General features: G+C 56.8%; 13 protein-coding genes. 6 read left to right on the top strand and 7 right to left on the bottom strand.

Annotated features, from left to right (window positions below; translation table 11 throughout):
• Window positions 1–129: 129 nt before the first annotated feature.
• The 3 genes from xrt to V1280_RS43460 form a co-directional block, all read right to left on the bottom strand.
• Entirely contained in the window at window positions 130–1,032 is a 903-nt protein-coding gene (xrt, locus tag V1280_RS43470; RefSeq protein WP_334537123.1) for an exosortase, read from the bottom strand.
• 69 nt (window positions 1,033–1,101) lie between these two features.
• The gene (locus V1280_RS43465; RefSeq protein ID WP_334537121.1) at window positions 1,102–1,323 is read right to left on the bottom strand and encodes an XrtV sorting system accessory protein; all 222 of its coding nucleotides are present in this window, start codon (window positions 1,321–1,323) and stop codon (window positions 1,102–1,104) included.
• A 54-nt stretch (window positions 1,324–1,377) separates the two neighbouring features.
• A complete protein-coding gene (locus V1280_RS43460; protein ID WP_334537119.1) occupies window positions 1,378–2,256 on the bottom strand; it encodes a hypothetical protein in 879 nt (292 codons plus the stop codon).
• Window positions 2,257–2,520: 264 nt separating this feature from the next.
• Between V1280_RS43460 and epsI the strand changes: the two genes are divergently transcribed.
• Complete coding sequence (epsI, locus tag V1280_RS43455) at window positions 2,521–3,219, top strand: exosortase-associated protein EpsI, V-type (protein WP_334537117.1); 699 nt, start codon at window positions 2,521–2,523, stop codon at window positions 3,217–3,219.
• Window positions 3,220–3,224: 5 nt separating this feature from the next.
• A complete protein-coding gene (locus tag V1280_RS43450; RefSeq protein WP_334537115.1) occupies window positions 3,225–3,980 on the top strand; it encodes a trypsin-like peptidase domain-containing protein in 756 nt (251 codons plus the stop codon).
• 42 nt (window positions 3,981–4,022) lie between these two features.
• Here V1280_RS43450 and V1280_RS43445 read toward each other — a convergent pair whose 3' ends face one another.
• Together V1280_RS43445 and V1280_RS43440 are read right to left on the bottom strand one after the other, a co-directional pair.
• On the bottom strand, window positions 4,023–4,829 hold the full coding sequence (locus tag V1280_RS43445; RefSeq protein ID WP_334537113.1) for a CpsD/CapB family tyrosine-protein kinase: 807 nt from the start codon (window positions 4,827–4,829) through the stop codon (window positions 4,023–4,025).
• 14 nt (window positions 4,830–4,843) lie between these two features.
• Window positions 4,844–5,776 carry a hypothetical protein gene (locus V1280_RS43440; protein ID WP_334537111.1) on the bottom strand — a complete coding sequence of 311 codons (933 nt, stop codon included), beginning with the start codon at window positions 5,774–5,776 and terminating at the stop codon, window positions 4,844–4,846.
• 213 nt (window positions 5,777–5,989) lie between these two features.
• On the opposite strand from V1280_RS43440, the gene V1280_RS43435 reads away from it, so the two are divergent.
• The 4 genes from V1280_RS43435 to V1280_RS43420 all read left to right on the top strand — a co-directional run bounded on the left by V1280_RS43435 (window position 5,990) and on the right by V1280_RS43420 (window position 9,302).
• Entirely contained in the window at window positions 5,990–6,313 is a 324-nt protein-coding gene (locus tag V1280_RS43435) for a hypothetical protein (protein WP_334537109.1), read from the top strand.
• Window positions 6,314–6,477: 164 nt separating this feature from the next.
• Window positions 6,478–7,314 carry an ExeA family protein gene (locus V1280_RS43430; RefSeq protein ID WP_334537107.1) on the top strand — a complete coding sequence of 279 codons (837 nt, stop codon included), beginning with the start codon at window positions 6,478–6,480 and terminating at the stop codon, window positions 7,312–7,314.
• A gap of 131 nt (window positions 7,315–7,445) precedes the next feature.
• On the top strand, window positions 7,446–8,030 hold the full coding sequence (locus tag V1280_RS43425; protein WP_334537105.1) for a polysaccharide biosynthesis/export family protein: 585 nt from the start codon (window positions 7,446–7,448) through the stop codon (window positions 8,028–8,030).
• A gap of 36 nt (window positions 8,031–8,066) precedes the next feature.
• On the top strand, window positions 8,067–9,302 hold the full coding sequence (locus V1280_RS43420; protein ID WP_334537103.1) for a hypothetical protein: 1,236 nt from the start codon (window positions 8,067–8,069) through the stop codon (window positions 9,300–9,302).
• On the opposite strand, the gene V1280_RS43415 is transcribed toward V1280_RS43420, so the two are convergent.
• Together V1280_RS43415 and V1280_RS43410 are read right to left on the bottom strand one after the other, a co-directional pair.
• A complete protein-coding gene (locus tag V1280_RS43415; RefSeq protein ID WP_334537101.1) occupies window positions 9,299–11,710 on the bottom strand; it encodes a tetratricopeptide repeat protein in 2,412 nt (803 codons plus the stop codon). The genes V1280_RS43420 and V1280_RS43415 overlap by 4 nt on opposite strands.
• Before the next feature lie 54 nt (window positions 11,711–11,764).
• Window positions 11,765–12,829 (bottom strand): WecB/TagA/CpsF family glycosyltransferase, encoded by a 1,065-nt coding sequence (locus V1280_RS43410; RefSeq protein ID WP_334537099.1) that lies wholly within the window; start codon window positions 12,827–12,829, stop codon window positions 11,765–11,767.
• Window positions 12,830–13,086 lie beyond the last annotated feature (257 nt).

The following is a 13,086-nucleotide window of genomic DNA, read 5'->3' as shown; positions in this document are numbered from 1 at the left end:
GCGCTGCGACGGACTTTCTCGAAGACAGAGCCCAAGTGCCGGCGACACCGGGTCCCCTTCTTGAAGGTGCACGCCCGCCGCCGAAGCATTCCTGGACAAAGGTTGCTCAAGGTCTCCTACGAGTTCGCCTCACGCGGCCGCCAATTTGCGCCGGGATCTCATGAAGAGGCTGCGTATAACCCCAAGAACACCATCGAAGGCGAACAGCAACAGAAGCGCCACGACAAACAGGCTGATTCCTGTCAGATCATGAACGGCGCCCTCGATGAGATCGGGGCCGCCATAATAGGCCATCAGCACCAACGCAAAAACGCGGAGGAAATTGGCGAGAATGGTGATGGGAACGATCGCCAACAGGAGCAGCAAGCTGCGCAGCTTTTCTTTCCACCGGAAGGCGTACACGTAAAACACACCGATCGCTGACAAGGCAAAGATCGAATTCATGCCGGAGCAAGCGTCCTTGACCAGAAGTTGGTAGGAACCGATCATAATCATGACGCCGTTCTGCGCGACCGGGAAACCCGCAGCGTAGAGAACTCGGGTCACCGTGTCGGAAATGAAAACCTTCAACGGGACTGTCATAGAATCGACGAGCCAGTCTGGCATCGGCACCGCAAAGACCAGGAAACTGAGCGGAAAGGCCAGGGCCCGAAGCGTGGGCCAGCCGGCACAAATCAGGACCGATCCCATGATCACGGGCAGGATCGATCCCATCTCAACGGTGAGCAGTCCTTGTTGCAATCGCGACAGGTACAAAAGCATCAACCCAACGGCCAAGACGATCCATCCCGCGACAGGCGCGGGTGTGACCTTAGCGCGCACCAGACGCTCGCGCGATTGCCAAACCAGCCAGAGCGTCGCGGCGATGATCAGAGGCCCATGGCCTTCCTGCTCCGTCTGCCATGGGCCATTTATCAAACCGCGGATCGTGGGCGTGTAGGCGCCAAGTATGGCAACCCCCATCAAAGCAGGCCCCAGAAGCGATGCAGATAGACCGGTTCCAATCGATTTGCGGATATGGATATCAGTCATCAATTCGACTCTGTGATTTAAATACCATTCCAGTGGAAACTATCATTGCCTGCCCGCGTCAACAATCGACTATCTTTTGATCACCAGCACGGCAAATACCGTTCCCGCAAGGATCAACCCCGTCGCGAGAACAAAATGCCCGGCATTGCCGACCTGATTGGCGACGGCAAACACGATGCTGGCCAGCATAAAGTAGACGAGCGTTCGAGTCTCGCGGTCCGAAAATTGAAAGAAGGCAAGCACCAGTCCTGCAAAACTGGTGACGGTGATGACATCAAATAGGGTTGCCATGTTCCGTACACTGAACAAAAAGGGAATGGCTTGGGTGGGATGCTCTGAAACGACCTACCGTGATTTGGTCTCACCCTGCTTCATGAGGTCGGCGTAGTCGCCCTCATATTTAGCCTCGAGTTTCGCCGAATAGGCTGCAAGGCCCAGTTCTGCTGCGAGGGCGTCCGCCCGCATCATCTGTCGCGCCAGGTTGGTCGCGGCATCTCCTTCGATCGGACGAGCTTCCTCGGCCCTGACCTTGAAGAAGAGTCCGTTCGTGCCGATCCTGGTAAAGAAGATATCGTCGTCCTTTCGCTTCTGAATCAGGCCGACAAGCTCCTCAGGAAGGTCGCTGCTCGACAAGACGCCCAGCTGACGACCATGCGGAATACCACCTGTGGTCAATTGCTGCAGCAGTTCTTCGAGCGATTTCGCATCCTTGTTCGTGTTCACAAAAGTCTGTGTTGCGGGCGTGAGGGGCATGACGATTTCGTCCACGCTGTACAGCTTGCGATCAGCGAACTTCCAGGTGTTCTTTGCAATGTAGCGGTCGATGTCAGCTTTGGTTGACGCCTTGGCCGACGCGGCGCGATTAAGCATCGCATTCCCGAGGACCTGCTCCCGCACGCGCAATAGATCCAGCAGAACTCCTGGTTCACGGTCCAATTTCGCGGTCATCGCCTGTTGCAGCAGATACTTCCGAACTACGATCTCGCCGAGGACGCGCTTCAAGGTCTCCGGATCTTTTTGTTTGTCCCGAGCGATACCAGCCAGCCTGAACTCGTTTTCGAGTTCCTGCGTCGTGATGATCTCGTCGCCGACACGCGCGACAACTTGTCCTTTCGCCGCAGCCGTTTGATCGCCGCTCCGCTGGCCGCACGAGGCCAGAGCGAGACCGGATACCGTCAGGAAAAGACCCAGACTCCAAATACGTAAATTGCCAAGCCTTTTCACCCGACGCTCCGTGCTTCTCTTCAGCGAATACAGTCGGCAAGCCATACTGAACTTGGTCGACTGGAACTGTCTGCATCAGTAGTTGGCTATTGCCCGGCCGTCGAGCCGGCAGGTCACTCCGAGCTAAGAATCCGATATTTAGATTAATCGAGAAATCCTCGATTAGAAGGCCATTCGTGACTGATTTGTGAGGAAATCCAGCGCCATCGCCCCTTTATTTAATCCCGCCGGACAGGTAACAATTGCCCGAACAGGAGCTATACGATGAAGCCCAGCCGGGTTGGAGTTGTTCTCGCGGCGGTTGCAATTGCCGGGACCGCGATAGCCGCCGAGGTTTTTGCACCGCGCCAGTTGATGGCCCGTACAACGGCATCCCAAAGCCTCGAGACTGTCATTCCACAACAGTTTGGAGCCTGGAAGCTTGTTCCCGAGATCAGCCCGGTGAAGCCGGTCGATCCCGAAGCGTACGCCCAACCACCGGATCCTCTCTCCGCGAAGGTTTACAGCCAGGAAGTGGCGCGCGGCTATACGGATGGCGCCGGCCATATCGTCATGCTGCTTGTCGCCTACGGCCCTGTGCAGAATTACAAGCTCAAGGCGCACCGGCCCGAAATCTGTTACACGGCCAACGGATTCCGCGTGTCCGAAAAAGCCAGCTCGAATTTGAACTATTCCGGCGGCTCGCTGAAAACCACGAGATTGATCGCGGAACGAGAGTCGCGATTCGAACCCATTACCTATTGGATGAAGATTGGCGACGACGTGTCCAACGGAGTACTTGATAATCAGATTAGTCGGCTGAAGTACGGTCTGCGCGGTATTCTGCCGGATGGCGCGCTATTCAGGGTCTCGACGATCGGTCTTCCCAAAGACGCTTCATTCAAGCTGCAAGATCAGTTCATCGAGGACTTGCTGGTGGCACTACCTTCCCAGGAGAGAGGCTTCTTTCTGGGAAGTTCTTAATTGTCATGGATGACGATGCGCCCGGCAAAGAGATGGATGGGGAAACTAACCAAGCGTGCTCCGGGCGCCGGAGAGCGGCGAGGATTCTCATCCACATCGCGGCCTGTATGGCTGTTCAAGTGGCGACGATCGGAGCAGCCACCGCACAGACGCTCGAAGATACCCTGCGCGCTTATGCCGTGAATATTCACCAGACGCCCATGCAGGCATGGGGACCGGGCTACGGAATTTATCTCGGAAAAGGCTATTTCTTGACTGCCGCCCACGTGGCCGGACGAACCTGGTTGACGCGGCCCAAAGTCACGATTGCGGATCGTGAGTATCCGACCCGGGTCGTCAAGGAAGGCCAACTCGAGGCAATCGACCTGACCTTGCTCGCGGTGGAGGAAGACCTGTTGCCAATGCGGCTAAGGCTCAGGCGAATGCGCCTCTGTGACGTCCAGCCTAGGCCGGGCCAGGAGGTCGTTACCGTTGTGCCTGAGGCCGTCGTTGCCTCCCGCATCATCGCCCCTGAGCGTATTCCCGCGGGAGCACGGCGATTCAGCACCGCGATTGTCGATGTCGCCAAGACCGGCAATTCGGGATCAGGTGTCTTCGACTCGAAGCAGAAGTGCCTGCTCGGCATTATGAGTCGCAAGATCAGTCAGAAGCGGCCCAACCCGGTGACCCGCAAAGAAGAGACGTACGACGTCGCGAAGTACTTCGTACCAGCCGCAGTGATCTCAGCTTTCGTTCCCCCCGGAACGTTCGATACACGGTAGGCTTCCGCCTGATCAACCATCAAGCCGAACTGGCCTCGGTCCTTAATAATATCCGTAGTAAGTATCGATCTTTTCAGACGCCTTGTTGACAACGACGCGCACTACGGGAACACGCTCGAGATGTTTCTGGCATTCCCTGATGTCCGCTACGGACGAACTTCCCACGCCGGTCACGAGCAGCACCGCATCCATGCGGGGCAAGATCGAGATCACGTCATCCCCAAGAAGCATGGGCGGCAAATCGAAGATCACTGTATGAGAGCGGTACTCCCGTTTGATCGCCTGAAGCAATGCCGTCATGGTTTGTGAGGCCATCCATTCGGATGAGCCAGAAGTTGGTGCCGAGCCGGGCAACAGGAACAGGCTGTTCGGTCCGACTCCCGCCTTGATTACAGCCGAAGAAATCGGCACCTGCCCGTCGAGTACACTCAGAACCCCGCCGCTACGCGGCAATCCGAGATAGTTTGCGACCATCGGTTTGCGCAAGTCGAGATCGACGACAAGCGCAGATCGCTCGGGAAGTCTCGCAATGCTCATAGCGAGATTGCACGCGGTCACCGTTTTTCCGCATCCAGCCGTGGGTGAAGTGATGGCCAGAAACTGCCAGTTCTTCTTGTCCATCTCTTGCAGGACCTGGGTCCGCAGCATGTCGTAGTAGCGACCGCTTTCTCCGCCGGTCGCGAAGGCTACGATGCGATTGGCCTCGAGATGATCCGGATCAAGTCGGACCTCACGTACCGGCGTTGACTCGTGTCCCCCCGCGATCGGCTTCGATCCACCGATGAGTTCCTGCTGTACGAGACTGTCGCCGGAGCGCGCCAGCTCCACGGCCTGCTTGATCGAGTCCATGGAGACCTCTCGCATTAGCGGAACAGACCTGCCCGCGCCTTGGCGAGCATGAGATCGAGCGGCGGCATGATGAAGTAGGCGCCTCCAAGGAGGCAGACCACAACCACGACCAGCAACACGATCGCAGCGATACCGCGATACTTCTTCCGGCGCAGCTCAGCCTTCGTTCCAATATAGGGAACTGGAATGATGAGACGATTATCGACGATCGTGAACAAATCGCTGCTGCGGCGAATCGCCTTGTCGGTCAGCTCGAGGACAAACGTCAGGCCCGCGCCGGCTGCAAACGCGATAGCCAGCGTAAGGGCCAACAGCTTTGGCCGATGCGGCTTGATCGGCTCCTGAGGCGCCGTCGGCTGTTCGATGACCTCGAGCTTTTCGGACTGTTGATCCTTTTCGAGGTTTTCGCCCAGCCGTGCGGCCATCAGCTTGGCCATGGCTGCTTCGAGATTCTTCTGCAAGCTCTCCTGTTGAGCTACAAGTGCGTCGAGGCTCGCTGCTACCGCGGCGTCATTTCCGGTCGACGCCTGAGCTGGCCCCTGAGCCACGCTTTCCATCGCCTGGATCTGACGCTTCAGCGACTGAATCATCGGATGCTTGTCGGAATAAAGCGCGCTCTTCTGAATCAGCTCGGCCTTCAATTGAGCAAGCGTGCTGGTCGGCTGGTCCTGGCCTGATGCCGTCGCCGGTTTGCCCTGGGCAATGCGAAGCTGGGCGATCTTTGCGTCGAGCGTCGCATTCTCGGTCTGCAACCGCTGGACTTCGCGAGACAAAAAGCGCGATGTATCTGTTGCGCGACTCGTCCGATCGCGAAGGTCCTCGTTTAGAATTCGAGTCATCAACTCGTTGGCAACGCGAGCTGCGACAGCCGGGTCGCCGTACTCAAATCCAACCGAGAAGACGATCGTCGGATTTTCGGCCCTCGACCGCTGCTTGAAATCAAGCATCGGATCGACCGGCGCGATCTTGGTCGATTTCTTCATCAACTCGACCAATTCGGTGACCGACATGAGCGTACGCTTTTCCGGAAAAAGCTGGAACTTGTCGGCGATCGCGATGAGGTTGTCACGCGTCATCGTGCGTTGCTGAATGACCTGGATACGCTCCTGCGCCGCGCTTGTTACGGTCGGCCGCACGAGCTCAGTCGGAATCTGCTGCGATTGGACGAGGATCTTGCCCTCCGAAAGATAGGTCGGAGGCCAAATCAGCACGGCGGCGGTTCCCGCCGCCGCAATCAGAATGAACGGCACTGCAAAGAACAGCCACCGCCGTTTGATGATATCCAGATAATAGGAGGGCTTCAGCAGGTGCGAGCGGTCCTGCTCGAGCGGACCGTCGAAATTGTCTTCAAAATCAATCTTTTGCAGCATGCGTCTTCTGGAACCCGGTTAGTACGAACTGCAAAGCGCGTGAAAACGTTGTTCTGTAAGCTCAGTCAGCCTGCAATCGATCTCTCAAACGATTTTAGCATCGAAATTGCATAGAGGCTCATTAAATATTGCGTCGCGAGAAGGTTTTGAATTATCAGCCTTAATAATGATCGTGAGTCGTTTCTTTAGGCAATTTCGTTCAATATTTGGTGGCTTGGATAGCTGGCTTGCGGAGCGTTGAGCTATAAGGCGGCCAAGTCAGGCTAGAGAACGGCAGGATGTACGAGTCATTTTATCAGCTGCGCGAGAAGCCCTTCTCGATTCTACCCGATCCGGACCTGATCTATTGGGGCAAGATGCACTCGATGGCGTTCACGATGCTTGAGTTTGGCATCATGAACAATGCCGGCTTCACTGTCATCACAGGCGAGATCGGTTCCGGCAAGACGACGCTCGTGCGGCACCTGCTCAGAAAACTCAGCCCCACACTGACGCTGGGGCTGATCTCAAGCTCGCCGCAAGGGCGCGAGGAGCTTCTTCAGTGGATCTTGATGGCCCTAGGGCAATCGTTCGATGGAAATTATCCTCATCTTTTCAAGAATTTACAGGATTTTCTCCATGGCCAATATGCAGCTGGCCGACGCACCGTTCTGATCATTGACGAAGCGCAAAACCTCGAACCGGAAGCGCTTGAGCATCTACGGATGTTGTCCAACATCAACGCAGATAAATTTCAAGTCCTACAACTTATACTTGTTGGCCAGCCGCAATTGCGAGATTTGCTCCTGCTGCCCAAGCTGCACCAGTTCGCCCAGCGAATCTCGTCCGACTTCCACCTGCGGCCGCTAGACGCACGTGAAGTTACCAATTATATCGCCTTCCGCCTCCAGGCCGTTGGTGCCCCTCGCCCCCTCTTCACCCAGGAAGCCTGCACGTTGATCGGAGCCGCCAGCGGCGGGATTCCGCGAATGATCAATGTGTTATGCGACACAGCCCTGGTCTACGGGTTCGCCAATGACCAAAAGGTCGTTGGCGAGCAGCTGGTCCGCGACGTTATTGCAGACAAGCAACAGTACAGTATTTTTCCCGTGAAACAGCTCTCCCGGGTTCCTTAAGTAGCTGAGATCCATTAATTTCCGAAAGCTGTCCTCGGCTCGCCGGGGAGTCTTGGCCTGAGTTCTTCAGCAAAGATTAAGATTAACACTTTACTTCGCTCATCTGCGCCCTTCGCGAAGAGGAAAGAAACATGCGGACGGTCTTGCTGGCAGTATTGATGGCTATCTTCGCCACGTCTGCCTTCTCACAGACGCTCAAGCCGGGCGATACCCTGTCGATTACCGTATTGCAGGACCCGAAACTCGACCGCTCCGTGGTCGTTGACCCGCTCGGAGAAATCGCCTTCCCGCTGGCCGGGCACATCCGAGCACGCGGGTTGACGCCCCTCGCACTTGAGAACGTCCTCAGAGCGAAGCTGAAGCCGAACTACAAGGATGATGCGTTGGACGTGACGGTCGCGCTGGCCAATGCCCCCAAGGATGTTCCGGAAGAGGACCTGAAACCCAAGATCTTCATCACCGGAGAGGTCTTGAGGCCCGGACCTTACGTCGTCCGGCAACCCACCACGCTGATGCAAGCCATCTCGCTTGCCGGCGGCCTCGGTCCCTACGCTGCAAAGAAACGGATCCAGGTGCGTCGACGCGCGCCCGGCGGCGACGAGACAATCTACGTGTTCAACTACAGGGCGTATGAGGCCGGCGCCGATCTCGAAGGCAACATCGCTTTGAGAGCCGGCGACGTGATCATGGTCCCGGAGCGAGGTTTCTTCGACTAAAGCGCGAGCTTAAGTGCACCCGGGGCGGGACCAGTTGTGAAGAGGATTGCGATTGCGGTCTCGATGTCGTTCGGGCTTGCACCGGCGACGGCATTCGCGTGGGATTGGTCCCTCAGAACTTCTGAAAGCCAGACGGTCGAACTCAACAGCAACCAGTTCTTGAAATCATCCCCCGCTGGTTCGCTCGGCTCGTACTCTACGATTACGGGGACCGCAGAGGCTCTTACACCGACGTCCAAGCTCACCCTTGATGGAGATGGTTCCTACAGAAAATATTGGGGACCAGGCGCTCAGGGAGTCGCCGAGTCCATATCCCATGGGGCGACGGCACTCTACGAACAATTCGGTAAAAACAAATTCGACCGAGAATTTGTTGAAACCGCATGGAGGCAGCAGAGCACTGCGCTGGCGCTGCTGAACGACCTTGGCGTCATCTCGCCGGCCACCGGATTCATCGATCGGTTCACGGCAACCGGCGGCATCGATCGCTCGTTCAACGCGCGTGACAGCATAAACTTGCTCGCGACATCAACCCGCACATACTACGAACCTGCGAGTAGCGGGACTGCATTCACCGACACATTGGCGCGAGGATCCTGGCGACACGGGGTCAGTTCCACGAGCGGTGTCAACCTGTCGTCCGAAGCAGAGCTGCTCGCCTACGACAATGCGTTCAGCACGCAGGTAAGCATCTTTCGCAATCAAGTCGGCGTAGACAGCGCCCTATCCTCCTTGTTGTCCTTTAGAGGCAATATCGGCGCCGCCTATTTGGTGACCGATCGTGGCGTATCGACATCCGCAATCGGCGGAGTGACTTCAAACACCCCGATCGGGAGCACGTCTCTCGATTGGATTGGCGATGCCATTTTAACCTACAAGTTCATGAATACAGCGACGCTGTCGGTGATTGCAAGACAGTCTGTTGGACCGAGCATCGTAGGTTCACTGATCAAGCAAGACAGCGTCAGCGCCAGCGTGAATTACCTGATCAATAGCCGAGAGAATCTGACCTTCTCAGCAAGCGGAAACCGGCAGGTTGCGACAACAACGACCGACTACGCTTCAGTTTCCGCGACGTATGGCTACAATCCGATACAAGACGTATCGTTACAGTTCACGTATCGCTACCAGCGCCGCTTCGCGAGCACCGGAACGACGATCTTCGACCCGCTAACCGGCACTCCAACGGTTTCTGGGACCGGTCCCGCAGATTCGCACAGCGTAATGTTCGTTGCGACCCACAATTTCCTCGTGCTCCCACATGGAAATTAGAGCGTCTTCTTCATCGCTTCCTGAATGTTCTTCTTGAGATCGGTACTCTCCGGTTCGAGCTTGGCGGCCGTCTCCAGTTCCTCTTTGGCTTTTTGGGCCTGTCCATCCGCAGCATAGGCAAGACCGAGATGATAGTGCACGGCCGAGAGATTTACCGACTTCGCCGCTGCGGGCTCGAGAAAGGCAATGGCCGATTTTATGTCGCCCTGCTTGAAGCGCGCCCATCCCACAGTGTCCTGGAACTGCGGCACGTTTGAGGTCTTGAGCGTTTCGGCCAGCGCCGCTGCCCGGTCCAGACTCTCCCTGTCGGAGCGCGTATCGAGGAGGAGACTAGCAAGATTATTGACCACGACCAGGGATTGCGCCCGAGGTTGGTCTTTCAGGATCGACTCGTACTGAGAAATCGCAGCCGCATTGTCGCCCTTCAGGATCTGGAGACTCGCGGATGACATCCTCAGAGTCATGTTCTGAGGATTCTCCTGCAAACCGCTCTGCAACACACCCTCGGCGGCACCATAATTTTTGACGCGGATGTAGTAATCCGACAGCGCGCTATAGCCAAACGCATCCTTGGGCTTCTGCTTGATCGCCTCCTGGAAACTGGCGATCGCATCCTGATCCTTCTTTTGCGCCAGTCGTGTCTGCCCGAGAATGACCAGGAGCTCCGCGTTGTCGGGATACCGCTTGTTCATCTCCTGCAGGACCGCCACCGCGTCGACAGCTCGGTCCGCTCGAATATAAGCGGATGCCAACGCAACGGCCGGCTGGATCGCTTCCGGCGCGGCCTTGCGGGCATCTTCCAGCGCGGCAATGCTTTCCCCGATACGCTGTTGGCCGGCAAAAGCTGCGGCCTTGATCTGGTCGGCAACGACGCGACCGTCCTTGTTGGCAGCTATGGTCTGTGCAATTGCGAGCGCACCGTCCCAGTTCTGCCGACTGAGCTTGACCTGCGCCAGCGATGTGAGGGCCTGCAGATTGCCCGGATAACGAGCAGCGACCTCGTTCAAGACATCCTCGGCGCGCGCGGCATCGTTTCTACGCTGAAGGAAGGCAACGTACCGAAGGGCAACCTCGGGATTGAGGTTCGAGTTCTTCAGCGCGTCCGCATATTGCCGGTCTGCAAGCTCGGGCTTTCCGCCCTGCTCGTAGGCGAGCGCAAGAGCCATCAGCAGTTCGGGAGATTTTGGCTGATCGTTGAGCGCTTCGCGCAAATCCGCGATAGCGCTGTCCGTCTGCCCCTTGTCGAGGCTGAGAGCCGCGCGAAGGCGAAGGCCGCCGGAATTGCGGCGGTCCTTCGCAAGAATTTCCGAGATCAAGGGCTCCGCCGTGGCCTTGTCGCCTCGTGCGATCAGCACCTCGGCAAGCCTGACCTGGGCCCTAGGTTTCCGATCGGCGCTATCAGTCTCAGAGACAAGCTTCTGCAATTCAGAAACCGCGTCGCCTTGGCGCTGCCCAACAAAATCGAGCTCAGCCAACGCGAATCTGTAGTCGAACGTATCGCCGCCGGCCTTGATCCGGGACGCGAGTTCGGCACGCGCTGCGTCGGCCCCCTTGAACGTGTTCAGGAAGCGAACCAAGTCGAGCTCGAGCTTACTGTCCGATGGGTTGGACGCGACCCGCGCTCGCAGCTCCTTCTCGGCGTCATCGAACTTACGTTCGGTTGTAAAAATCTGGATAAGCTGAACGCGATACGAAGCTTCTTCCGGATAGTCGGTCACCAATTGGCGCACCAGCTTTTCAGCTTCGGCTAAATCGCCCTTCCTTACGAGGATATCGACCCGCAGTCGCGTCGCACGCACACGGTCCGCGTCTTGAGCCTGCGACGGAACCCTATCCAACATTTTCATGGCGCCGCCACTATCGCCGTCGGCTAGCTTTTTCGAGGCAAGCAAAGTTAACGCGTCAATGTTGGCAGGATCAATATCATAGGCGCGCTGCGCCTCGCGGATCGCACCAGCCGGATCATTCGTTCGGACCAAGGCCAGCGCCCGAACCGCATGAAACGCAGCATTCGGCTTGTCGCCTTCGTTGGCTGCATCGAGGATCTTGATAGCCGGCTCGGCCGCTCCGCCAGCCACCATGATCCGAACAAGCTTCAGCCGAGCATCCAGGTCGTTAGGGTCAAGCTCAACGATACGACGCAGGTCGACGAAGAGCGAGCTGGACTTGGTACGCTCGTCGATCCCGGCCAACGCCTTCCAGACCTCAATCCTGTCGCTCTTGTATTTCGCCGACGTGAGCAGCGCCACTCTCGCATTGAGATCGTCATTCTTTGCGATGAGCGCCATGCCCTTTTCATAAAGGTCCTGCGCCTTCTGCTCAGGCGAGCCGCAACCGGCGAGCAAGCCCGCCATGATGACAACCCCGACAGCCCTACCAACCAACCGCCATTCGAAGTTATTCGTCATTCTTGTGGATCCCAATGTTCTCGCGTTCGCCCTGGCCGAGGTGCGCAGCGTGGATTACCGCCCGGTGAGCAGAAACTCAAACCTGTTCAGTCGGAAAATTCGTCGCATGCGCGGGGAAATGCCGGCAAGGTGAAGATCAAGGCCTCGCTTAGCCAGCTGGGTTCTCAGACCAAGAAGCAAACCGAAGAAGCGGCCGTCCGCATCGCTAACGTCAGAAAGATCGATCGTAACGTCACGATCCTCTTTCGCCGCCTTATCGACAAAGGGCAGCAGGCGATCCACGTACTCTCCCGCGGCAGAACCGGAAAGAGCAAGCGTATAACGTCCATCGCTTTCTTTCGGATTAACATCAAACTCTGAACGAGCGGAATTTACCCTTGCCGCGATCGCGATTGGCAAGACAGATGTCAGAAAAAGTTGAATGAGCGACCTACCGTCATTCCAGTAGCGCCGCCACAGATACGGCTCTTCCTTGATACGCCAGAGCCACTCGAACCCTGTGCTGCGCAGGAACGGCGGCGCACGCTTAATCGTACCCGCCTCGAAATTGATGGTAGCCCCGAATTGCGCGCGGATCGGTACGGTCAACCGATGATGATTGTGCATCAACCAAGCTTGGGCCTTTTCGGCATTCAGAAAAACCGCAAGCAGATCCGCGCCACTTGCGTTAATCTGATTGATGATTTCGGGAGAACTTAGTTTTTCGACGGAGCCAAATCCGGGATTGAGAACGCCGACACACTCCAGTCCTCCGTCCTCCGCATTCAACTTCTCGCCTACCCTTGCGGCCAGATCCCCCGTTCCGCCAAACAGGAAAACGCGTAAGCGGGTATTCGTCCTCGCCTTCAAACGCCCAAACAGATCACTGCCGGCAACCCGTTCCTGAATCGGAACCTGCAGGAACTTTGCCATCCAAATCAGCGGCATCCCATCGACGAGGCAAAGATCACTCGACAAAACGCTGTCTCGGAAGTCGACATTCTGTTGGCATTTGATCAGGAAGTTGACGTTGAGTGTTGAAATCAGAAACGGCTCTCGCTTTGCGGCAGCCGTATCCATCGCGGCAATCAAAGTCTCAAAGTCAATTGCATCAACAGGCAGGCCAAGCAGGCCGTACACGTTCCTTGTCGCATTCTCGTGACAGTCAGCCGGCTCGACCGCGCGCGGGGGAACGCACAAAGCGGCATCAAGCGAGCCCAAACGAGCGGTCCGTAAAATGTTCAAAACTGAACTCTCATGAACTGGGACCAAGTCGAACGAACGCTTAAATCCCAAATGGCTTTTCTAAAAGGCAGATTTTCATAACATGCGGGAGGTCGGGTCCGAAAGCCAATTAAATGAGGGTGATTAATATGGCCGATTGCCCCTGCAAGAGC

It is taken from the genome of Bradyrhizobium sp. AZCC 2230 (assembly GCF_036924495.1).
GTDB lineage: Bacteria > Pseudomonadota > Alphaproteobacteria > Rhizobiales > Xanthobacteraceae > Bradyrhizobium > Bradyrhizobium rifense.
Note: the sequence above shows the minus strand (reverse complement) of the source record. Positions and strands in the feature narration are given on the sequence as shown.